Source organism: Dorea longicatena, from assembly GCF_024168045.1.
Classification (GTDB): Bacteria; Bacillota; Clostridia; order Lachnospirales; family Lachnospiraceae; genus Dorea_A.
On the sequence record NZ_CP100126.1, the window covers coordinates 2,499,602 to 2,521,896 of the forward strand.

The 22,295-nt window shown below is 39.4% G+C and carries 22 protein-coding genes and 1 pseudogene; 3 read left to right on the forward strand and 20 right to left on the reverse strand.

The genetic code is table 11. The features are described 5' to 3' along the window. Positions 1–13: 13 nt before the first annotated feature. The 13 genes and pseudogenes from xylB to NKF87_RS11980 form a co-directional block, all read right to left on the reverse strand. Positions 14–1,480: a xylulokinase gene (gene xylB, locus NKF87_RS11920; protein WP_253584336.1), complete on the reverse strand. Its 1,467-nt coding sequence runs from the start codon at positions 1,478–1,480 to the stop codon at positions 14–16. Between the two features lie 76 nt (positions 1,481–1,556). Then, positions 1,557–3,041, reverse strand: a complete 1,485-nt coding sequence (locus NKF87_RS11925; protein ID WP_022415714.1) for an L-fucose/L-arabinose isomerase family protein — start codon at positions 3,039–3,041, stop codon at positions 1,557–1,559. Between the two features lie 84 nt (positions 3,042–3,125). Continuing rightward, positions 3,126–3,579: pseudogene (locus NKF87_RS11930) on the reverse strand (DUF4867 family protein). A gap of 251 nt (positions 3,580–3,830) precedes the next feature. Then, entirely contained in the window at positions 3,831–4,772 is a 942-nt protein-coding gene (locus tag NKF87_RS11935) for a sugar kinase (protein WP_161158949.1), read from the reverse strand. Between the two features lie 28 nt (positions 4,773–4,800). After that, a complete protein-coding gene (locus NKF87_RS11940; protein WP_161158968.1) occupies positions 4,801–5,775 on the reverse strand; it encodes a bifunctional 4-hydroxy-2-oxoglutarate aldolase/2-dehydro-3-deoxy-phosphogluconate aldolase in 975 nt (324 codons plus the stop codon). A gap of 15 nt (positions 5,776–5,790) precedes the next feature. After that, complete coding sequence (locus NKF87_RS11945; protein ID WP_055214592.1) at positions 5,791–6,744, reverse strand: C-terminal binding protein; 954 nt, start codon at positions 6,742–6,744, stop codon at positions 5,791–5,793. A gap of 77 nt (positions 6,745–6,821) precedes the next feature. After that, positions 6,822–7,586 (reverse strand): SDR family oxidoreductase, encoded by a 765-nt coding sequence (locus NKF87_RS11950; RefSeq protein WP_055214590.1) that lies wholly within the window; start codon positions 7,584–7,586, stop codon positions 6,822–6,824. An 18-nt stretch (positions 7,587–7,604) separates the two neighbouring features. After that, on the reverse strand, positions 7,605–8,888 hold the full coding sequence (locus NKF87_RS11955; RefSeq protein WP_253583602.1) for a TRAP transporter large permease: 1,284 nt from the start codon (positions 8,886–8,888) through the stop codon (positions 7,605–7,607). Continuing rightward, positions 8,888–9,385, reverse strand: a complete 498-nt coding sequence (locus tag NKF87_RS11960) for a TRAP transporter small permease (RefSeq protein WP_055214586.1) — start codon at positions 9,383–9,385, stop codon at positions 8,888–8,890. Before NKF87_RS11960 ends, NKF87_RS11955 begins: the two co-directional genes overlap by 1 nt. Next, positions 9,385–10,428: a DctP family TRAP transporter solute-binding subunit gene (locus NKF87_RS11965; protein WP_055214584.1), complete on the reverse strand. Its 1,044-nt coding sequence runs from the start codon at positions 10,426–10,428 to the stop codon at positions 9,385–9,387. Before NKF87_RS11965 ends, NKF87_RS11960 begins: the two co-directional genes overlap by 1 nt. 14 nt (positions 10,429–10,442) lie before the next feature. Then, positions 10,443–11,459, reverse strand: a complete 1,017-nt coding sequence (locus tag NKF87_RS11970; RefSeq protein WP_055214582.1) for a zinc-dependent alcohol dehydrogenase — start codon at positions 11,457–11,459, stop codon at positions 10,443–10,445. A 298-nt stretch (positions 11,460–11,757) separates the two neighbouring features. Continuing rightward, positions 11,758–12,459 (reverse strand): FadR/GntR family transcriptional regulator, encoded by a 702-nt coding sequence (locus NKF87_RS11975; protein WP_173792148.1) that lies wholly within the window; start codon positions 12,457–12,459, stop codon positions 11,758–11,760. Positions 12,460–12,483: 24 nt separating this feature from the next. Beyond that, positions 12,484–13,278, reverse strand: coding sequence for an IclR family transcriptional regulator (locus tag NKF87_RS11980; RefSeq protein WP_070097837.1), 795 nt, complete (start codon positions 13,276–13,278; stop codon positions 12,484–12,486). Positions 13,279–13,459: 181 nt separating this feature from the next. Between NKF87_RS11980 and eda the strand changes: the two genes are divergently transcribed. The 3 genes from eda (at position 13,460) to NKF87_RS11995 (ending at position 16,937) form a co-directional block, all read left to right on the forward strand. Continuing rightward, positions 13,460–14,092 carry a bifunctional 4-hydroxy-2-oxoglutarate aldolase/2-dehydro-3-deoxy-phosphogluconate aldolase gene (eda, locus tag NKF87_RS11985; protein ID WP_055214575.1) on the forward strand — a complete coding sequence of 211 codons (633 nt, stop codon included), beginning with the start codon at positions 13,460–13,462 and terminating at the stop codon, positions 14,090–14,092. A gap of 39 nt (positions 14,093–14,131) precedes the next feature. Then, positions 14,132–15,139, forward strand: coding sequence for a 2-dehydro-3-deoxygalactonokinase (locus tag NKF87_RS11990; protein WP_055214573.1), 1,008 nt, complete (start codon positions 14,132–14,134; stop codon positions 15,137–15,139). 178 nt (positions 15,140–15,317) lie between these two features. Further along, complete coding sequence (locus tag NKF87_RS11995) at positions 15,318–16,937, forward strand: IS1182 family transposase (protein ID WP_173792149.1); 1,620 nt, start codon at positions 15,318–15,320, stop codon at positions 16,935–16,937. 238 nt (positions 16,938–17,175) lie between these two features. On the opposite strand, the gene NKF87_RS12000 is transcribed toward NKF87_RS11995, so the two are convergent. The 7 genes from NKF87_RS12000 to NKF87_RS12030 form a co-directional block, all read right to left on the reverse strand. Then, positions 17,176–17,994: an AraC family transcriptional regulator gene (locus NKF87_RS12000; protein ID WP_173792150.1), complete on the reverse strand. Its 819-nt coding sequence runs from the start codon at positions 17,992–17,994 to the stop codon at positions 17,176–17,178. A 39-nt stretch (positions 17,995–18,033) separates the two neighbouring features. After that, on the reverse strand, positions 18,034–18,948 hold the full coding sequence (locus NKF87_RS12005) for a carbohydrate kinase family protein (RefSeq protein ID WP_253583604.1): 915 nt from the start codon (positions 18,946–18,948) through the stop codon (positions 18,034–18,036). A gap of 792 nt (positions 18,949–19,740) precedes the next feature. After that, a complete protein-coding gene (locus NKF87_RS12010; protein ID WP_253583606.1) occupies positions 19,741–20,682 on the reverse strand; it encodes a helix-turn-helix domain-containing protein in 942 nt (313 codons plus the stop codon). 150 nt (positions 20,683–20,832) lie between these two features. Next, positions 20,833–21,153 carry a DUF3784 domain-containing protein gene (locus NKF87_RS12015; protein WP_008373564.1) on the reverse strand — a complete coding sequence of 107 codons (321 nt, stop codon included), beginning with the start codon at positions 21,151–21,153 and terminating at the stop codon, positions 20,833–20,835. Between the two features lie 41 nt (positions 21,154–21,194). Beyond that, positions 21,195–21,527, reverse strand: coding sequence for a DUF3784 domain-containing protein (locus NKF87_RS12020; protein ID WP_117598193.1), 333 nt, complete (start codon positions 21,525–21,527; stop codon positions 21,195–21,197). Positions 21,528–21,585: 58 nt separating this feature from the next. Continuing rightward, complete coding sequence (locus NKF87_RS12025; protein WP_008373560.1) at positions 21,586–21,783, reverse strand: zinc ribbon domain-containing protein; 198 nt, start codon at positions 21,781–21,783, stop codon at positions 21,586–21,588. A gap of 47 nt (positions 21,784–21,830) precedes the next feature. Beyond that, positions 21,831–22,247: a YjdF family protein gene (locus NKF87_RS12030; RefSeq protein WP_117598192.1), complete on the reverse strand. Its 417-nt coding sequence runs from the start codon at positions 22,245–22,247 to the stop codon at positions 21,831–21,833. Positions 22,248–22,295: the final 48 nt, after the last annotated feature.

A 22,295-nucleotide genomic window follows, 5' to 3' on the forward strand; every position in this document is an offset into this window, starting at 1 on the left:
TTTTCTGAAAAAATCAGCCTTTTTCATATAAGCATTTCACAGTTGGATAGAGCTTTCTGAACTGCTGATAACGTTCTTCATATTTTGCTGTCAGCTCCTCATCCGGCCCCACTGTATCTACTACTTTTACAATCTTTGCTGCTGCCGTCTCTACATCCGGATATTCACCACAGCCAACTGCTGCCAGCATTGCTCCGCCAAGTGCCGGTCCTTCTTCATTTTCAACTACATCAACCTTCAGGTTCATGATATTGGCAATCATTTTCTTCCAAAGTGGACTCTTGGCTCCACCACCACAAATCTTGGTTCTCTCAATTTTAATCCCAAGACTCCTTGCAACTTCCAGAGAATCACGAAGTCCAAACGCTACACCTTCCAGCACCGCCTGAGTCATATCTTCACGGGTCGTATCCATCGACATTCCGATAAACATCGCTCTTGCATCCGGATTATTATGAGGAGATCTTTCCCCCATCAGATATGGGAGATAGAATACATGATTCTCGCCAAGCTTTGTAATTCCGGCCTGTTCTGTAGCAAAATCCTTTGTCTTTAAAATCTCTTCATTCCACCATTTATTACATGATGCCGCACTTAACATACATCCCATCAGATGATAATGACCATCTGCATGTGCAAATGAATGCAGTGCATTATTCTCATCTACCCCAAACTTGTTGCTTGATATAAAGATAGTTCCGGATGTTCCGAGGGAAATGTTACACATTCCGTCTCCTACTGTCCCTGTTCCTACCGCTGCTGCTGCATTATCTCCAGCTCCTGCAATTACTTTTACATTCTCTGAAAATCCAAGTTCATCTGCAATTTCTTTTTTCAGAGTTCCAACTACTTCATAACTTTCATATAATTTTGGCAGTTTATCTTCTGTAATTCCACAGATATCCATCATCTCTTTTGACCAACAGCGATTCTTCACATCCATAAGCAGCATTCCCGATGCATCCGATACATCAGTACAGAACGATCCTGAAAGTTTATATGCCAAATAATCTTTCGGCAGCATAATCTTTGCGATCTTTTCAAAATTCTCCGGCTCATGCTTTTTCATCCAGAGGATCTTCGGTGCAGTAAATCCTGCAAACGCAATATTTGCCGTATATTCTGATAACTTATCTTTTCCGATCACTTCATTCATGTACTCTGTCTCTTCCCCTGTTCTTCCATCATTCCAGAGAATTGCCGGACGAATAACATTATCATCTTTATCCAGAGCAATCAGACCATGCATCTGGCCTCCAAAGCTGATTCCTGCTACCTGTGACTTATCACACTCGGCAGTCAGTTCTTTGATCCCTTCCATTGATTTTTCAAACCAGTCTTCCGGTTTCTGCTCTGACCATCCCGGATGTGGGAAGAAGAGCGGATATTCTTTCGAAACAATCTTTTTAATATCTCCTGTCTCATCCATCACCAGAAGTTTTACTGCTGATGTTCCAAGATCTACACCTATGTATAACATCATTTACCTCCATAATCACTTTTGGGACTGAAAAATTCAGTCCCATCTCTTTCTATTACTTATTACCTGTCCGTTATTATCCCCATGGATTCTCTGTCGGATATTTTACCCCTGCCGGCTGGTTATAACCAATCTCATCTACTGGAACTCCGATATATTTGAATACTTCAAACAGTTCTTTTCCGAAATGTCCAAATGCAACAGCTCCGTGATGTGGGAATCCTTTTTCTACCAGTACGTGACGATAGAATCTTCCCATCTCTGGAATTGCGAATACACCGATTGCACCGAATGATCTTGTCGCTACCGGAAGAACTTCTCCCTGTGCAACGTATGCACGGAGTTTGTTGTCTGCTGTGCTCTGCAGACGATAGAATGTAATATCTCCAGGCACGATATCTCCTTCCAGAGTTCCCTGTGTAACTTCTTCCGGAAGAGTTCTTGCCATGATCTTCTGGTATTTCATCTCGCAGAATGAAAGCTTGCTTGATGCAGTATTTCCACAGTGGAATCCCATGAATGTGTCTTTCTGTGTATAGTTGTATTTTCCTTCAATATCGTTCTTGTACATATCTTTAGGTACAGAGTTGTTGATGTCGAGTAATGTTACTGTATCCTGACTTACAACAGTTCCGATGAACTCACTTAATGTTCCGTAGATATCAACCTCGCAAGATACAGGAATTCCCTGTGCTGTCAGACGGCTGTTCACATAACATGGCACAAATCCGAACTGTGTCTGGAATGCAGGCCAGCATTTGCTTGTGAGTGCTACGTATTTGCGATATCCTTTGTGTTCTTCTACCCAGTCTTTTAATGTAATTTCATACTGTGCAAGTTTTGGAAGAATCTCCGGTTTCTTGTTTCCGGCTCCAAGTTCTTCTTCCATTTCTTTTACGATTGCAGGAATTCTTTCATCTCCGGCATGCTTATTAAATGCCTCGAAAAGATCCAGCTCAGAGTTTTCTTCAATCTCTACTCCGATATTGTAAAGCTGCTTGATTGGTGCATTACATGCAAGGAAGTTCATCGGTCTTGGTCCGAAGCTGATGATCTTCAAATTCTGAAGTCCTACAACAGCTCTTGCAATTGGAAGGAACTCATGGATCATATCTGCACACTCTTTGGCATCTCCAACCGGATATTCCGGGATATATGCTTTGATGTTACGAAGCTGTAAATTATAGCTTGCATTTAACATTCCGCAATATGCATCTCCACGTCCATCTAATAAGTTATCTCCGCTTTCTTCAGCTGCTGCTACGAACATCTTCGGTCCATCAAAATGTTTTGCAAGTAATGTCTCAGAAATCTCTGGTCCGAAGTTTCCAAGATATACGCAGAGTGCATTACATCCTGCTTTCTTGATATCTTCCAGTGCCTGTACCATGTGGATTTCGCTTTCTACAATACAAATCGGACATTCATAGATCCCTTCTGTTCCGTATTTTTCTGTGTATGCTTTCATCAGATTCTTTCTTCTGTTAACAGAAAGACTTTCCGGGAAACAATCTCTGCTGACTGCTACTACTCCAATTTTTACTTCTGGCATATTGTTCATTGTGTGATTCCTCCTAAATATTTTATTTATAATTATTCTAACGGGTTTTCGTCCCGCTTTATTTCATCTGTAATACTGTTGCCGTTACACTGTTACATTGACTCCGCAAAGACAGTTAAATGCGCCTTCGATCTCAGCTTCCTCATGTGCGATCAGCCATTTATTCTTTGCGGTAAGTAATCCATCTTCCGGCATCTTTCCTTCTGCTTTTTTGGCTTCCTCAATTGTCTTTTTCTGCACTTCTGTCAGTTCTGTATTCGTATCTTTCGGAAGTACAGCATCCAAGCAAAAGAATCAGATCATCTACGGCAATATCAAGCTCTGAGGAGCGGTGATATTCTACTGCATTTAATTTTTTATTATTACCGTTACAGTATCCGATCTGGATCTCCAGTTCGCCGTAAGCACGTTCTTTCATCTCATCTGCAATCTTCAGACCTTCCAGTTCTTCAATCGATGGTTCATAGATTACTTCATCCAGTGGAAGTGGTGCATGCTCCATTGCTTTCAGAATCTCCATTTGATTTCCTCCGTGCATTTGTCGTTCTCTTATTTACAATGTCATTATATCAACCTGATTTTGTACTTACCACCTATAAATTAACCTGATTATGGCGATTTCTTATCTTTTTCCACATTTTATAAGCTTCTATTGCATACCCTGATCTACAGGACCTGCCACTGGCAGCTCCTTACGAACACGTGGCGATACAAAAACAGAGCCGCGACATCAAAGTCCGACTCTGTTTTTCCGGAGGTAATCTCCTGTCCAATATCCATAATTTCTATTTACTGCTTTTCCTGAAATGCTTTTAATTCTTTCGGTGTCGGAAGTCCTTCATTATCTCCGATATTCATTACCTGAATTGCTCCAATCGCATTTCCTCTTTTTACACTGTCCTTCAGATCCAATCCTTCCAGAATTCCACTTAACACTCCGACTGCAAATCCATCACCGGCTCCAACGGTATCTACAACTTTCTCTACCTTATAGCCTGCTACATCGTAATTCTCGTCTGCAGTCTGCACATAGGCACCTTTCGATCCATCTTTGATAATCACTGTTTTCACACCCAACTTCTGATAAAAATCTGCTGCTTCTTTCTTATCTTCTGTTCCTGCTAATATCTTGCACTCACCGATTCCCGGAAGCACTACATCTGCCTTCGCTGCCAACTGGTTGAGCACGGTGCACATAGTCTCTTCATCTTCCCATAACACCGGTCTGAGATTGGGATCAAATGTAATAAATATTCCTGCCTCCTTTGCTCTGTCCATCAAACGGAAGGTCGCTTTTCTTGCACTTTGTGAAAGTGCCGGCGGAATTCCAGTCACATGAACCAGTTCTACATCGGTCAGATCAATCGCATCAATCTCGCTGATCGTAATATGTGATGCCGCCGATCCCTTTCTATAATATGGTGCATATGGATCACTTCCGTCTGTCACGCGGTTCTTTAACTGAATCCCAGTTCTGTATACGTCATCATATGTAACCAGAGAAGTTCCTATTTCATTCTTTTTTAATGCATTTGCAATATAATGTCCAAATGGATCATCACCAAGTCTGGTGAGATATTCTACCGGATGTCCAAGTCTCGATAATCCGATCGATACATTTACTTCTGCACCTGACATTGCTCTTGTAAAATGTTCTACTTCTTCTAACGGGCCTGTCGTATCTGCAATCAGAAGCGCCATCGGTTCACCAAATAATATTGTCTTTCCCATTTCGTCTTTCCTTTCCTGTAATCTGCCTCTATGCTTCCTTCGGTTTTCTTACCAGATGGATTGCAAATCCGCCCACTTCTTCTGCCATGTAAATTGCCTGTATCTTTCCGTCCGGTCGGTAAACGGTGCTGTTTTCATTAAATTTTACACCTTTTCTTTCCAGATAAGCTTTCGCCAGTTCTACAGAATATGTTGCAATTGCAATATGTCCTTTGCTTCCAAGATATGGCGTTTTCATCGTCTCTACATATCCTGCCGAAAAGATAGAACTCGGATTCTCATTTGGCGCAAATCCAAACATTGTATCAAATGCTCCTGCTACTAGATGAGCCTCCAATTCATTCTCACAGTTAATTCCTACATGTGCAAGTCTGAATCCGAGCATGCTTCTAACCGCTTCTTCTGTCAATTCTCTAATCTTATCAAAATTTCCCGCCTCTATCTCTGCCGCAGGAACCATCCAGGTTCCTCCACATGCCAGAATCTTATCTTCCGCAAGATAATCGCTAACATTGGATGGATTGATTCCACCAGTCGGCATAAAACGGATCTGACTATAAGGTGCTGCCATAGCTTTGATTGCTTTCAATCCGCCTGCTGCCTCTGCCGGGAAGAATTTCACCACATCCAGTCCATATTTGATTGCCTGCTCAATATCACTTGGGCTGGAGCATCCCGGAAGAATCGGAATCCCTTTCTTCACACAATACTCGACTGTGTCCGGATTCAGTCCCGGGCTTACAATAAATTTTGCACCTGCTTCTACTGCCTCATCTACCTGCTCTGTATTCAATACAGTTCCGGCTCCTACCAGCATCTCCGGATAAGCTTTCGTCATTACCGCAATGGATTCTTTTGCTGCATCTGTACGGAATGTAACTTCTGCACATGGAAGTCCGCCTTCGCACAATGCTTTTGCAAGCGGAACCGCATCCTTTGCATCATTCAGTTTGATAACCGGAAGAATCCCCATACATTCAATCTGTTTCAATAATTCTTCTATCATGTCTTCTACCTCCTATGCCAGTTTATTGATCGGGTAGTGAATTGCTTCACCATTGGAAAATCTTACAGATTCTTCTGCAACCTTTCTCTTCAGTTCACTTGCTGCTTCTTCCGAATACCAAGCCATATGAGGTGTTACAACCAGATTTTCATGCTTAAACAATGGTGAATCTTTACTTACCGGCTCTCCAAGCATACAGTCAAGTCCTGCTCCTGCAATTTCTCCATTGCTCAACGCCTCATCCAAATCTGCTTCATTAATGATTCCTCCACGTGCCACATTGATTAGCACTGCTGAATTCTTCATCTTCTTAAATGTCTCTGCATTGAATAAATCTTTATTTCCATCTGCCGGACAATGTAAGGAAATAATATCTGATTTTGTAATAATATCCTCTACAGAAACTGCTGTCACATATTCATCCGTCTCTGGTGTCGCTTTAAAATATGGATCTGTTCCGATTACTTTAAAACCAAGTGCATGCATTTTCTTTGCAAAATTACGCCCAATTCTTCCAAGTCCTACAACTCCAACCGTCAGTTCGCTGAATCTGTGGATTGGAATTGCTTTTGTATAATCCCATTTTTCATTCTTTGTAAACTGATTCATTTTTACAACTTCTCTTACCATTACCATGGCCAGTGCAATTGCGTGATCTGCCACTTCGTTCATTCCATAGTCCGGTACATTTCCTACCTGAATACCATGTTTGGTAGCCTCCGGTACATCAATCGTATCTACTCCAACACCATAACGGACAACATATTTTAATTTCGGACAGTTATCCATTACTTTCTTTGTAATCTTTGCATACTGTACAATAAATATCTCCGCGTCCTGGCACTGCTCAATCACCTCATCCTCTGTGATTGCCTGTTTCAGTTCTACTTCCATTCCTGCATCTGCAAATACTTTCTTCTCAATATCAATACTGTCATGATCACAGTCTGTAATAATTACTTTCATGTCTTTTCCTCCAATTATGTTACATTTTTTCTGTTATTTTTTATTCAATATCTTTACTTTCTCTAGACTTTCTGTTTTTATCGAACGAGATATCCTCCATCCACCGGAATGACTGCTCCGTTCAGATAGTCTGATGCATCTGATGCCAGAAATACACAAGGACCCTTCATATCTTCCGCTGTTCCCCAACGCTTTGCAGGGATGCGGTTTGTGATTGCTTCTTTTCTCGGATTTTTCGGATCCAAAAGTGCCGTATTCATCTCTGTCGCCATATATCCAGGTGCAATAGAATTTACATTAATTCCTTTTTCTGCCCATTCATTGCAAAATGCTTTGGTAATCTGAGCCACACCGCCTTTGGATGCCGCATATGCAGGTACTGTATATCCTCCAAAGAATGACAGCATCGATGCTACTGTAATAATCTTTCCTTTGCTCTCCTGTGCCATAAACTGTTTTGCAGCCAGCTGACACAGTTCAAATACTGCAGTCAGATTCACATCCAGCACTCTTTTCCAGTCTTCCATCGGAAATTCCTCTGATGGATGTCTACTCTGCACACCATGGGCCGTTACCAAAATGTCCAGATGCCCGCCAAGTGCTGCCAGAGATTCCCGAAAAGCTTCTTTTAATGCTATTTCATCTCCCAAATCTGCCTGTACTCCCGTACACTTGAGTCCTTTTTGATTAAATTCAGCTGCACGGTCTTTAATACTTTCTCTGGTTCCTATAATTACCACTTCACATCCGGCTTCCATCAATCCTTCTGCCATTCCGTGGCCAAGCCCTCTGGATCCGCCGGTTACAATTGCTTTTTTTCCTGTCAGATCAAATATACTCATAGCTGCTGTCCCTCCTCATTACTTCATGAATATATTCGGAAGCGTCATACTGATTGCCGGGATAAATGTAATCAGTAATAAATCCACAACCATTACCAGAATAAATTTTATAATTCCGGAGCATACCGTTTCCAGATCACTCCGTCCAACCCTCGATGCAACGAATAGGTTGATTCCAAGAGGTGGTGTAATGAATCCGATTGCCAGGTTGACAACCATTACGATGCCAAAGTGGATCGGATCTACGCCGAACTGTGCTGCAATCGGTAACAAGATCGGTGCAAGTACCATCATCGCCGGTGTGGTATCCATAAAGCATCCAACGATAAGTAGTAATACGTTGATCAATAATAAGATTAAGATTTTATTGTCTGTAAAGTTAATGATTCCATTTGTTATGGCTCCCGGAATCTTTTCAATCGTAAGGATCTTTGTAAATGCTGTAGCACATCCAATGATTACCATGGTTGTTCCTGTTGTATTACATGCATTTCCAATTGTTGCAAACATTTCTTTGATATTAAACTCTCTGTAAATAAAGGTTCCGCAGATAAATGCATATACTGCTGCAACAGCTGCTGCCTCTGTCGGTGTGAAAATTCCTGCATAAATTCCACCAAGAATGATAATTGGATTTAATAATGCCCATTTTGCATCCCAGATTGCTGCAAGTTTTTCTTTTGCCGTATATTTTCTTTCATCACCTTTCCATCCCTGTTTCTTACAATACAGATAAGAAACAACAATTAGAGAAAAACCGATTAAAATACCCGGAAGGAAACCTGCCATAAACAAAGAACTGATGGAAGTACTTGTAGATACTCCATAAATTACCATCGGGATACTTGGCGGAATGATAACTCCGATACTACCTGCCGTAGCAATCAATGCCAGAGTAAAGCTCTTACTGTAACCCTTATCCAGCATAGTCGGAATTACCATAGAACCAATTGCTGCAACGGTTGCCGGACCAGATCCGGAAACTGCTGCGAAGAACATACATAACACGATAGTTACTGTCGCAAGTCCACCTGTGAATCTTCCTAAAAATACGTTGCATACATTCAACAGACGCTTGGATACCCCACCTGCACCCATCAGTTCTCCTGCGAGAATAAATAACGGGATTGCCATCAGTGGAAAAGAGTCAGCACTTGTAACCAACTGCTGTACAATGTATAAGGAACTGATACGTCCGTCTGCCAAAATTGCACAAAGAGAAGATACTCCAATTGCAATTCCAACCGGCATATTTAAAACTAAAGTAACAACTAATGCGATAAATAAAACTGCTGCAACCACTATTTTTCACCCCCGTTTTTTTCCGGCAGTTTTCCTGCCAAATACCAGATTGTCTGAATCTGTCTGATTACAACCAAACCAAATCCGACAACCGGTGCTGCGTTGATATACTGCAATGGAACTCCCAAGGCTGGTGACGCTTTTCCGAACAGCCATTGTTTATATGTAAGTTCTACACCTGTCACAACGATGTATGCTGCAAATGCAAGTACCAGAAGTTCGCCAACAATTGTAATATACGGTCTTACTTTTTCCGGGAACAACTTTAATGCCGCATCAATTTTTATATGTTTCATCAGTTTGCATCCATAAGCCACACCTATGTAGATCAGCCAAATGAAACAATATCTTGCAAGTTCTTCCGACCAAGAAAGCGAATTATGCATTACATATCTCATAATAACCTGAATGAATATGATAATTGTCATAACCGACATCAGGATGATACAGATTGTCTCTTCCAGATAATCATTCAAGAATTTTAAAATTTTTTTCATTATTTTCCCTCCTCACGATACTGGGTCAGTTCTTTCTGAATCTCATCAAAATATTCCGGATGTTCCATGGAACTCTTTGCCAGACTGAATACATCTGCATCTTCAATAAGCTTCTGGAATTCTTTTTTCTGATCGTCCGTCAATGTATTCACTTCGCATCCATATTTTTCCATTTCCTTGAGTCCTTCTTCTTCATCTTTTGCAGATACTTCCAGCTGATATGCTGATGCTTCTTTCATTGCTTTATCAATAATTTCCTGCTGTTCATCTGTCAATGAATCATATTTATCCGGATTCATAAATACTACATACGGTGTATATACATGCTGTGTCAGTGAAATATATTTCTGAACCTCATAAAAGCGGTTACTGTAAATAATTCCGATTGGATTTTCTTCTCCGTCTACCGTTCCCTGTTGCATAGCTGTAAATAACTCTGAGAATGCCATTGGTGTTGGGTTAGCTCCGATGGATTTCCATGCTTTCAAATGAATTGGATTTTCCATTGTACGGATTTTCTGCCCTTTACAATCCGCCGGTGTCTCAATCGCATGATCATTATTCGTGCAATTACGGAATCCGTTTTCCCACATTGCCATATGCTTCAATCCAACTTTGCTTACACCCTTTAACATTTCCTGTGCAGCTTTTCCGTCAAATCCCACATCATATACTTCCTGTGAATTCAAGAACAAATATGGTGTATCGTAAATGTAATAATCTTTGTATAGTGTTGATAAATTACCGCTGGAAGATATTCCAATATCAATATCTCCATTCTGTACACCTTCAGCTACTGTCTTGTCATCACCAAGCTGATTGTCCGGGAACAGATCTACTGTGATATCTCCATCTGAATATTCTTCTACAAGTTCTTTAAATTTTTCTCCCGCTTTTTTCGCCGAATTTGATGTTGCATTTGCAAAGATAAGATTCACCTTATCCTGTGTTTTATATTTACTGCCTACCTTTGTCATTCCAACTCCGGCAACCAGTGCAAGTACGATTAATACCGCTGTTACTGACTTTGTCTTACTGGACATCTGCCATTCCCTCCTTATACATTTTCACAGTCAACTACAATCTTGATTGTTCCACATTCCGGATCTGCGATCATATCGAATACTTTGTCACTTTCTTTCAGTGGAACAACATGTGTTACAATTTTTTCAAGTTCTGTTTCTAATTCTTTTGTAAGTTCTGCAGCTCTTCCGAATTCTTCTTTCGTATATACTCTTGTTCCAACCACTGTCTGTTCTTTGAAATTCACTTCTCTTAAGTTCACTTCGTGTGGTTTTTTATGTACTGATACGATACAGATTTTTCCTCGGACTCTTGTAATATCTGTCATCTGCATTGCCGGCACTGCTGCGCCGCTGCATTCAAAGAATGCATCGCATCCCTCGCCGTTTGTTGCATCCTTTACAACTTTTTCCAGATTCTCTTTTTCCGGATTCACCGGTATAAATCCAAGTTCTTCTGCAATCTCAAGCCTTTTTTCAACAACATCGGAAATAAATATCTTTGATGCCCCTGCATGTTTTAACATGATTCCACATAACATTCCAATTGGTCCGGCTCCAACTACCACTGCTGTATCCAGTGCCTCAAATCCTGACATGTGAATTGCATGGACAAGTACTGCAAGAGGCTCGATCACTGCTGCCGCTTTATCACTGACTCCATCCGGAACCTTAAACAGCACATCCTCATCTGTGTATACGGTCTGACACATCCCACCGTCTGTATCAATCCCGATCAGCCCCAGTGTATTACATACATGTTCATTTCCACTTCTGCATGCAAGACAATGTCCACAGGAAAGTAACGGATAAGGGACAACTCTGTCACCTTTTTTAAATTTCTTTCCATCTTCTGCAACAATTCCCAAAAATTCATGTCCCAGAATCAATGGTGCTTTTGCTCTTGGATGTGTTCCCAGATAAATACCAATATCTGATCCGCAGACTCCGCAATATCTGATATTTAATTTCACTTTCCCGTCCTGCTTTTCAGGTTCTTTTACCTCTTGAACTTCTACCTGTTTAGGTCCAGCATATACTAATGCTTTCATTTGCTCTCCTCCATTTCCCCTGTAATTGTCTGATTAATCTTTATGGTTTTATTATATATGCGTCTTACGGTTTTGGCAATATTGTATATTTTTTTCTCCGTTTACGCCATTTATTTTGTGCATACTTGTTAAGTATATACAATTTAACGCCTCAAATACATCTGATGTCTTGATTTTTGTCAAAAAAAAATCAAGAGCCAATTGCCCAAAAACCTTGATTTTAAGGCATTTCCTCTTGATTTTTATTTTAAAAACTTGTCTGACATCCTTATTTTTCGCTACTTTTTTACATATTTTTCTACTCAAAACGTCGCTTTCGTTCAATTTCTTTTATGATATAAATCCTGTTTTCGCTGATATGTGCTATCATCGCGCTTCTTGCTCCGTTCGCATCTCCTCTTGTTATAGCTTCGACAATCTGTTCATGAAAACTCACCGTTGTCTCTGTCAGGCGTTTACTCGTCATCTCGGCTGTCAGTCCTACTGACTGCTGAATAATCGGCACAAGCTTCGCTATGATCCGGTTCTTTGTCGCCTCTGCAATCAGCTGATGAAATCGTGCATCCTCTTCATGATGATCCAATCCTTGTCTGATCATTCCAATCACCTTCCGGTTCTGTCTGGATATCTCCGCAATCTCGTTCTTATCTGCATGAATTGCTGCCAGTGCTGCACTTTCGGGCTCCAGTATCATACGTACATCCAGAAGTTCTAATGCTATCTCTTCATCCTTTCCCATCAGGGAAATTCCAAGCGGATCTACCGCTACACCTTCATTTTGCGAAATAAAGGTTCCGGCTCCTCTTTTTATCGTCAGTATATTTCTTGTTTCGAGGCTTTTTACCGCTTCTCTGACCGTACTTCTTCCGACATTTAGTTTTTTTGCCAGTTCATATTCATTCTCCAGACGGTCTCCCGGCTTCATATGATTGGTTCGGATCATCTCAATGATATCTTCTGCCGCCGCCTGCGCCAGAGGCATTCCATTTTTTTGTTTCATCACAGCACCTCCCGGTCATGCCATTTATGTTTCTGTTCCCAATGGTGAATATACCCACTCCTGTGTATTATCCTGGATCAGTTTCTCGATATGTTGCTTTGCCTTTTTTAGTTCTTCCATTGCTTTTTTTTCAAATTCTTCTGAATAGTAAAACACCGGAACAGCCACGCTCATACCTGCAATTACATTTTCTTTGTATTTTACAGGAACTGCAATACACTGCACATCTTTATTCGATTCCTCTTTTTCAAATGAATACCCTGATTTTTGCGTCTCTTCCATCTGTGAGAAAAGTGTGTCAAAATCATCAATTGTATGTTCTGTCAATTTATATAACCCTTCCGGATATAATGTTTTAATGTCCTTTTCTGTCTTTCCGCTAAGCAGGGCTTTTCCAATACCTGTTGCATATGCCGGATATTTGTATCCTCTTTTTGCCTGGATCGTGATGGGGGTCGCTACTCTTTCTTCCAAAAGATATAAAACCTCACCACCGGATAATACCGAAAAATATGCTGTCTGATTAACCGCAGATGACAAATTCTTCAAAACATAATCTATTTCCTGTAACAGATCGGAATTCTTCGTATATGAAGAACCCACAAAATATGCTGCCTGCCCGATTGTATAATTCCCATTATCATTCATTCTGATAAAATTCATTGCCTGCATGGTCTTTAAGATTGGATGAAGACTTCCCTTTGGAATCTCCAGTTTCTGTGCCAGACCGGTCAGTGACATTCCTTCCGAAGTTGCAGATAAAAGCTCAAATATTTTCAAAACCCGATAGGTCGATCGGTGCATTTTCTCTTCTTGCATAATAGCTTCCTCTCTTTCATTTACACTCATTTTATCATATCCCAAATGAATGCTCTATACAATATTACCAAATTCAGGCAAGTTTTTTTGTTATCAATTGAGAATTGTCACCATTCCTTTCTAGTGTTATAGTTTCTATATAGGAACTAGTTATTATTTACAAACAAACGAGGTGTTATAAATGAATTATGTATCTATCTTAAATCAACTGTTAGAGAATAAGATTATCGCCATCTTACGCTTAGATTCTCCTCAAAAAGCGCAAAAAGGAATTGAAGCATTAAAAAAAGGCGGTATCCAGGCAATTGAAGTGACCCTGAATACTCCCGGAGCACTTCAGGTTATTTCCCACTATCAAAATGTATCTGATCTGTTGATCGGAGCCGGCACTGTACTTGATGAAGCATCCTGTCTGAATGCCATTCAGCACGGCGCACAGTATATTGTTACTCCTACGCTCAATGAAGGTGTTATAAAATGTGCTAACCGTTACCAGAAACCGGTCATCTGCGGCTGTATGACTCCGACAGAAATCATGACTGCTTTAGAACTTGGCGTAAATATGATCAAACTATTCCCGGCTTCTATCCTTGGTCTGGATTCTATAAAAGCCATAAAAGCTCCGATCCCACAGGCGCTTATAGGACCAACCGGAGGAGTGAATCTCGAAAATATAACTCTATGGCAAAAATCCGGTGCAGATTTTTACGGCATTGCCGGAGAATTTTCCAAATTAGCTAATGAAGAAAAATACAGTGAATTAACGGAAATCGCACATAGATACTGTACTGCCATTTCACATCAAACATTATAACAACAGTTTACTCATACTCATTATCAAGGAGGATAAATCATGAATTATATAATAACTGTAGACGGTGGAACAAGTAATACCAGAACTTATCTTTGGACTGCCAATGGCCAAATCCTTACACAACGCTCACAAGCAATCGGAGCCAAAACGTCTGCGATAAATGGCAGCAATCAAGCCTGGAAAAAAGCAATTCACAATATGATTGAAAGCATGCTTACCGAATGTGCAGTTTCCGATAATGCTGTCCAAGGAGTCTATATGTCCGGAATGCTGACCAGCGACCTTGGCATCCTTGAAGTGCCACATCTTACTGCTCCTGTTTCCATGAAAAATTATCAGGAGCACCTGGTGCGTGTCCACCTGCCGGAAGTATTTTCAAAAGAGATTGTCCTTATTCCCGGCATAAAGAATACACTTTCCAACCCGGAATCTCTTGATTCTTTACGCACATTTGACATTATGCGTGGAGAAGAGACGGAGACTTATGCTTTGATCGAACAGTATGGCTCTGACCAGAATACCATTTATATTCTGCCTGGTTCTCATAATAAGTACGTCTTCATAGACGAAAACTGCACAGTTCTCGCTACAAGCACCACACTCTCCGGAGAATTATTAAATTCCATCGTCAATGATACGATTGTAGCCAGTTCTGTCGATCATGGATTTCCATCCATGGAACACTACAATCTGGAAATGATACAATACGGCTGTGAAATGCATCGAAAGGAAGGCTTTGGACGTGCATTATTTCTCACAAGACTTTTTGACCGGTTTGGCAGCCAGTCAAAATATAATCTGCAGAACTATGTTCTCGGAATTGTATTGGAAAGTGATCTTACCGCTCTTCATAATGCAGCATTTTTTAAAGATGTCACGAATGTACGTATTGTCATCCATGGGAACGGTGCTTTCAGTCATGCGCTTTATGATCTGTTAAAAGAAGACCCTGCTTTCCATAATATTGTGTTAGATGACTCTGAAGAGATTCCAATTGCCGCACAGGGAGCTTTTCATCTTGCCATGAAAGATCTGCAGACACATTAGCCCTAACCCTTTCTTGCTATTATTTTTGCAGAATTTAGTGGCTACGGCATTGAATACTTTGGAACACATGTCGATAGACAAGGGGCTGTCGCACTAAACATTAGTGCACAGCTCCTTTTCTGTGCAAAAAATTACAGCCAGACTTCGCAAAGTCCGGCTGTAGGTGTAAAATATAAGCATGCAAACTCCTATATTATTACATAAAAATTATACTTTGAACGAAGAAGGATATCAACTAAAACTTCCTTTAAATTTGGAAACAATTATTCCAGTAGATGATTCTGTGCGGTTACTGAGTCAGTTTGTGGAGGCTATGGATTTGACTGACTTATATTCTACTTATGAAAGAATAAATACAGTTTCGCCAAGAACTCTCTTGAAGATTGTTTTGTATTCTTACATGAATGGTGATTATTCATCCCGTTCCATGGAACTTAACTGTAAACGTGATATTAATTTTATGTATCTTTTAGAAGGAAAACCAGTACCTGATCATGCTACCTTTGCCCGATTCCGCAGTATCCATTTCGCTCCGTGTGCCAAACGAATTCTTGCTGAAATGTCGGGCCTCCTTTATGAACTGGGAGAAATTTCTGGTGAAACAATCTTTATTGATGGAACAAAGATTGAAGCCTGTGCAAACAAATATACTTTTGTGTGGAAAAAATCTGTATCTAAAAATCAGGAAAAGTTATTGATGAAAATTGCTGATTTTATTGACGAATGTGAGCAACTCTATGGAATTCAGATTGTTCATGGGGATACAGTTAAAATGAAGCATGTAAAACGATTGCGCAGAAAACTGTATGCATTAAAGCAGGAAGAAAATATTGATTTTGTGCATGGCATAGGAAAGAGAAAATCTCCCTTACAAAAGAGTATTGAAACATTAGAAAGTTATCTTGACCGTCTGAAAGGATATACCAAAAAGCTGCATATTTGTGGCAAAAGAAACAGCTACTCCAAAACAGATCCTGATGCAACTTTTATGCGTATGAAAGAAGATGCTATGGGAAACGGGCAATTAAAACCTGCATTTAATTTACATCACGGAGTAGACTCAGAATACATCACATGGCTAACGATTAGCCCTCAGCCTACAGATACCACAACGCTCATTCCATTCTTCAAAGAGGCTGAAACCTATCTATCATTTAAATATAAAAAGATCATTGCTGATGCAGGATACAAAAGTGAAGAGAATTATGTTTATTTAGAAAAGAACGGCCAGGTGGCATTTATCAAACCATCAAATTATGAAAAATCGAAAACTAGAAAATATAAAAAAGATATCGGACGAATAGAAAATATGAATTATGATGAAGTAAAAGACTGCTATACTTGTAAAAACGGAAAACAACTGTTATCTACTTATGTGCGTCGTTCAAAATCAAAAACAGGATATATTAGTGAGAAAACAATCTATCAATGCAGTGAATGCAAAGACTGCCCATACAAAAGAGACTGTATCAAAGGGAATAACTGTAAAACACCAATGGAAGAGCGTCATAAGGTGCTCTCGGTAGCAAAAACATTTTTAAAATATCGCAAAGAAGATTTGGAACGAATTCTATCCGACGAGGGGATCCATCTCAGAACCAACCGAAGTATTCAGGTAGAAGGTTCTTTTGGAGAATTAAAACAGGATATGCAATTCCGAAGATACTTGAGCCGGGGTACATCTAATGTTCTCGCAGAAAGTATTTTGCTTGCAATGGCAAAAAATGTGAATAAACTTCATAATAAAATTCAAAAAGGGAAAACAGGAAAACATTTATTTCCTTTAAAAACAGCATAATTTTTGAAAATTCAAAAATTTTTCAGAAACATCTATTTAGGTGTGTTAAAGTATGTCTTTTTTACAAAAAAGGAACTTTCCAATTAAAAATCTTAAATATGGTTATCAAAAAAGGCAAAAGGAAGCTGCCGCTTCACCGATTTTTCAATCGTTAAAGCGACAGCCCCTCACTCTTTATTTGCTACTATATTCTTTACAGATCATTTTACAAGATTACTTTTAAGCCATTCTTCTCCTCTCACTGTTTCTTCCGATATTCACTCGGCAGTTCCCCATACTGCTCCTTAAACACCCTTGCAAATGCTTTGCTCCCCGCAAATCCATTCTTCTCCGCAATCATTCCGATTGAAAGATCTGTATTCACCAGATCATTATACGCATGCCGAAGTCTCAGATCATCCAGATACGTCTTATAACTCATCTGCGCATACTTTCGGAACATACGTGATAAATACGTCGGGGAATAATTAAATGTCCTCGCAAGACTCTCCAGCGAAAGCTCTTTGCTGTAATTTTGTTTCATATAATCCGTAATTGTTGACAGCTTATTTAATTTTTTATTTGCACGTATCTTTTCCGCATCCAGATCCGTCTTGCGGTACTTACTTACCAACAGATACAGCAGACGGTAATACAGACTCTGAACCTTATATTCATATCCATTCTTCTTCTCCGCATATACATGATACATTTCTTCAAACAGACCCATCACCTCTTCATCCTGGATCCTGGAACTGTGAGAAAAATATATGAATCCGTCGTCTGTATAATATCTTTCGAATGTCGCAACCGGTATTTGTATGACCAGCGTTTTATTCTTTTTGGGCGCATAGATGGAATGCAATTCATTTGAATTCACAAGCATAAATTCTCCCGTGTGAAGCGGATATCTCTTGTCATTCAGATAAAATTCCATCTCCCCATCAAATACTGCAAATATTTCTATTGATCTGTGCCAGTGTTTCTGGCGGATATATCCTCCTTGACTTCCCTCAAATATGAACATTTTAAATGGGAGATCATCGTTGGGCACAATGATCTCATGTGAATATTCCATACCCTTTTACTCCATATCATCATTTATTCATTTCAATTCTCAGAGTCCACCATTCAGCCATGCAGTCGCTCCGATATGCTGAACCGCCTCTGCGCCATAACGGTTTCCCTCTTTCGCACATCTTTTCACACCGTTTCCATCCAACAGTGCATTCAGAAATCCCGCCGCAAAGCTGTCTCCGGCTCCAGTTGTATCAATACAATTTACATTCTCTTCCGCAGCTATCCAACACTTTTCCACATCTGTCCGAATGTAACATCCCCGCTTTCCACATTTTATGATCACATTTCCCACACCTGTGGATTTTATGCATTCTGCTGCTTCTTCGACTGATTCCGTTTCCGTCAGAAGCATCGCCTCTTCATCATTTGGAAACAGATAATCAATATACGAAAAAGCTTCCGCCATATCTTCCAGCGTCTCGCCCTTTTTACGCTTTGTCATATCCGCACAGACAATTTTCCCCTGCATTTTTGCCTGTGAGAATATTTGCACTAATTTATCAGGACCAATCTTCGGAAATACAAATATGCTTGCAAAGCATACGATCATTGCACTCTCAGGAAATGGCATCTGGATATGTTCTACTTTCAGGCTTCGAAGTGTACCATGTGGATTCGTCAAGAAACTTCTTGTTCCATCTTGCTCCACAAGAACAATATTCATACCTGTCTTTTCATCTTTTTTGATGCACACATCCCGTACCATGATCCCTGCATCATTGCAATGAGCCTGTATGAATTTTCCTGCATCATCCTGACCTATCACTGTTTCCAACTGAACTCTCCGCCCTTTTTTGGCAAGTATAGTGGCTTCATTTAATGCATCTGCCCCTGTCGTCATATGTATATCTTCTGTCGAATACGATCCCGTTTCAAATACTTTCACGTTTACAGGATATGCCAGAACATCAATAATTGCTGCTCCTATAATTACTATTTCCGGATTTTGCATACTGCTCTCCTCTTAATTTAATTTTATTTTATATTTTTAAGTATACATAACTGAATTATTTTCTTCAAGATTATTATATCCATTTGTCGAACTTTCGCTGATCGTTTCTTTCTTAAGCCCAACAAGTTCTCTTGTATACTTTGGTATAACAAAAACCCCAGAGGTTTTAGCCTCTGGGGTATATATTTGAGTTAATATTCTGATAACAGATTATAATTACTCGATGATTGTAGCAACACGTCCTGATCCTACAGTACGTCCACCTTCACGTTTGTGAGGTTCTTAAAATCTCATTATTTTCTGTGATTTTCGTGTCTTTATTGTCCTGTGTTATAGGATTTCTACGCTATATTTCTGTTCTCTTCATTTTTTAGTATCAAAACGGTATCACAGCCAGATTTTCATGAGCTGTCAACTTTCCGGTTGCAGATTCCCACCTTGACTGTTATAATCGAAACATGGGTGCTATCATAACGGTAGGCGGTTAGTCCTTCAGCAGAGGGACTGTGACCCTCTGATTACATAGAAACTCGAAAGAGAATCCACTGGAAAGGAGGGCTAAGCCAATGAGTATTGTGGACTTTATTGCAGTCGTGAGCTTCGGCATCACCTGCTTTTGTGCCGGATACACATTCGGCAAAGATAATAACAAGACACAAAAATAACCGCCCCAGCCTCGCAAACTGAACGGTTATTTTTAATCAATTAAGTATGTGGACTAACCGTCTATCGGTAGCACTCTTTTTCTATAATCATATTAGCACGCATGTGTGAAAATGTCAAAAAATTTCTTCATTCTTGGTTATTAATCTCCTTGATCAACTGTACTGCCTTCTCTGCATCATCGGTTTTCACGAATATATCCACACCATATATTCCAAATCCTGGTGCCCCATGCATTGCAACATTCGCACCTGCTTCCTGTGAAAAAGCTGCTATTCCATTTTGCTTTAACATTTCTACGAGTTGTTCTGTCTCTACTATATTCTGTGCATTATAAATTTTTGTCCATTCTGCCTTAGATATGGAAGTTTCCTTTTTCTCCTGAATATTTGACGAATTCTGGTTTCTTTTTCGATTAATAAATGCCAAGAGCCTAAGAACAATAAATGCCACAATAGTAATACCAATCAGAAATCCCAATGCTAATTGTGTTACCTGTGTTTCTGTAGCTCCCATTCTAAATGAACATATGCCATAGATGACTGTAAAAATTCCTGTACATATCACACTGGTGAGAAAATCTCGCCATATAGTAGCACTTTTTGGCAAACATTTATCCCATATTCCATTATACACCATAATAGAGGCGTACAGGATTCCTCCTACCAAAGCAGTTGCTGTCTCTCCTAAAACCAAGCGAATATCCACAGTTAATAACATCTGAATAATAATCGCTAACACGCTAATCACAAACATTGATGCAAATGCAAGATTTCCAGCCTTTAATGCTTTTTGTTTCACCCATCCTTCATACACCACAACTTTGTCCAGTGTTTCTTTCATCTCTTTATTCATAGTCTGGCTCCTTTCTCCATCCAGGAGCTCTCTCATCTCAACATCGTAATATTCAGCAAGTTGAACAAGTATACTGAGATCTGGCATATTTATTCCTGTTTCCCATCTGGAAACTGTTCTTGCAGATACCTCAAACTTCTCGGCAAGCTGCTCTTGCGTAAGATTCTTTTCTTTACGACATTGCTTTAAAAAAGCCCCAATCTTTTTTGTGTCCATGTCTCTACCTCTCTTCCACTTACAGCTTACCAATATGTATCAAAATTACCACGACATAAAACGAGAATCCGCTAATTTTCAACCGGACATCGTATGTCTAAAACAAATAAACGGTATTTTCACCCCAAAAGCATTCTATTCCTCTATAAATTAACCTTCTCTTTTATGTCTATCCATAAGTAGCAGAATAAACATAACAAACCATATCACCCATGCAATTAAACAACCGATTCCTATATGCCAAATATCTATAATCATTCCAGCAATAAAAGGAATTGACATAAACATCATTCTCTTCCCATATGCCTTACACATAGCATTTTCATCATATTTTTTTCGTTCTTCTGCTGATTTCATATTATAACCAGACAAGAATTTGGATGCTTGTCCTTTTGACCTATAAAACCATATTCCAAATAAAAGCATAATCACTGCCATTGCAAAGTCAAAAATAATATAAATATAGAACATATAATGCCTTCCTTTCAGTCAATTCCTCAAACCAGAAATTATTACTTTTTGCATAGTGTGTTTTCTAAAATGATAATAACCACGACATCAACTACAATGATTCCCAATGCAATATATACAAAAAATGCAGGCAAAATATTTTCAAGCAAGCCCATAATTAATACAAGAATTGCTATAATAGACATTCCAACTCCCATTGTCCTGCATAACTTCTTTTCATCATATTTTTTCTTTTCTTCTTTTGAAGCTGTATTATATCCAGAAATAAACCAGCTTCCGTGTCCAGAAAGTAAAACTATAGAAAGTACAGCAAATATTACAAAGACAATCCACACTATCCAATCAGAACCTGTTGCTAAATCTGCTAATTTCAATTATAGACCCCTCCCTAAATTCCGTTTTTCTTAATTCTAAAAATCTGAAAGTTGTCTTTTAAGATTTCAATTTCGTTAAATCCTCTAAATACATTTCTGTATAACCACATTCTGGGCAGACTGCAACTCTAACATCATCTATAGTTGTCGCCTTTTGTTTTTCATCTACACGAACAACCATCCCATAGCCACCGCCATTAACTTTAAGTCTTAAATCTAATTTCATACTTGCTCCACACTTTTCACATTTCCTCATTGTTTATACCTCCAAATCCCGAATTTGAGAAAAAGCCCAAAGGACTTTTAATGTCCCTTATGCTTTTCTCTTTTCTTTCGCTGTTTTAGTTCAAACATTCGCTGTTCTTCCGCCTCTTTTTTCTTTCGTTTTTTTTCTTTACGCTCCTGTTTGTTCTGTTCCTGTTGTAATTTCAACGCCTGTTGCGATTTTGTGCCAATGCCAGTTTCCAGCATCTGCTTTTTTGCTGAACGCTGCATCCGTTTCGGATTTCTTTTTATATCCTTTACAATAGCTTCAACAGCCGGACTGAATTTCAAACCGAAATAGTATTTTTGAATATATTCCTGCACTTCATAATCTTTTGGTTCTACGCCAAATGTTACCTTTGCCACAGATAATTTACCATCTTCAATATGCTCAAATATGCCTACCCAAAATGGTTCTTCAAAATATACCGTCAATCTTCCATTTACTCTGTCCATAAAAATCCCTCCTAAAATTTATTGAACAAAGAATGGACAACCCGGAGG